At 65.1% G+C, this 1,033-nt stretch carries 1 protein-coding gene; it reads left to right on the plus strand.

Annotated features, from left to right (window positions below):
• The first annotated feature begins 201 nt into the window (after positions 1 to 201).
• The gene (locus IMZ11_RS42450) at positions 202 to 972 is read left to right on the plus strand and encodes a hypothetical protein (protein WP_228649221.1); all 771 of its coding nucleotides are present in this window, start codon (positions 202 to 204) and stop codon (positions 970 to 972) included.
• The last annotated feature ends 61 nt before the right edge of the window (positions 973 to 1,033 follow it).

Below are 1,033 nucleotides of genomic sequence, written 5' to 3' on the forward strand. Positions count from 1 at the left end.
GGCAGCGAGGGAGCTGGCGTCCCGCTATGGGTCCACTCACATAACCAGCACCCCACCCAGCACGGGGTGGGGTGCTGGTTATCTCTTAGAAACGGCTGTGCGCCTGCGGGTTTGGTGGGTTTGTGTCGGTCGTTGTCGGTAGAATCGCGGGTGTAGGGCAGGCCATCCGGCAGGCCCACGAATCCCGGAAGGGGAGTTGTCATGACCTCTGTTTTGGACACGCCGGCGGTTGTCGAGGACGTCGCGCAGAATGCTGACGTTGCGGTGCCGGAAGTGAACACGATGACGGCCAAGTCGCTGCATACCGTGCTGTCGGATGCGTTGTTGTTCACGTCGCCACCGTCGGCGCGGCTGCCGTTTCTGGAGGTGATCCACCTTGAGTTCGGTGATGGACAGTTGGTGGCGTCGGCCACGGATCGATTCGTGCTCGGAGTCTCGCGTGCGGAATACGCCGGCGCGACGTTCAGCATCATGCTGGCCAGTGCCGACGCCAAGACACTGATACAGATGGCCAAGACCATCAAGCGTGATGAGAGTGCGCGGGAGGTCACCATCGAAGCGGCCGACGTCGATCGGCTGTCGCAAGCTCAGTCGTTGACCTTCCGGTTCAGCACCGGTGAGTCGATGACCGTGCGGGGCCAGGATGCTACGCCGATCAAGTGGCGTCAGCTGGTGCCGGCCGACGACACCCGTATGGGTGGGATTGTCGGCATGGGCTACACCCCGGCGCTCGCGGCGAAATTCTGCAAGGTTCGCCCCGACGAGGCCGGCTCCGGTACCCAGATGGTGGTGTTCCCGTCGGTGACCTCTCAAGGCCGGCCCGGACCGACCACGATCCGGATCGGCGAGAACTTCATTGGGCTGCTTATGCCGGTCCGGCCGCCGTCGGGGGAGGACTGGACATACGAACGGCCCGGATGGATCGACCAGCCGGCCAGCGTGGCCGCCAGCGGCCCGGAAGGGGGTCGCTGAGGTGACGGCGGCGGTGTATCGGCCTGACCCGGCCAGCGAGGCGGAGCGAGCCGACAAGACC

It is taken from the genome of Microtetraspora sp. AC03309 (assembly GCF_020826795.1).
Taxonomy (GTDB): Bacteria; Actinomycetota; Actinomycetes; order Streptosporangiales; family Streptosporangiaceae; genus Microtetraspora; species Microtetraspora glauca.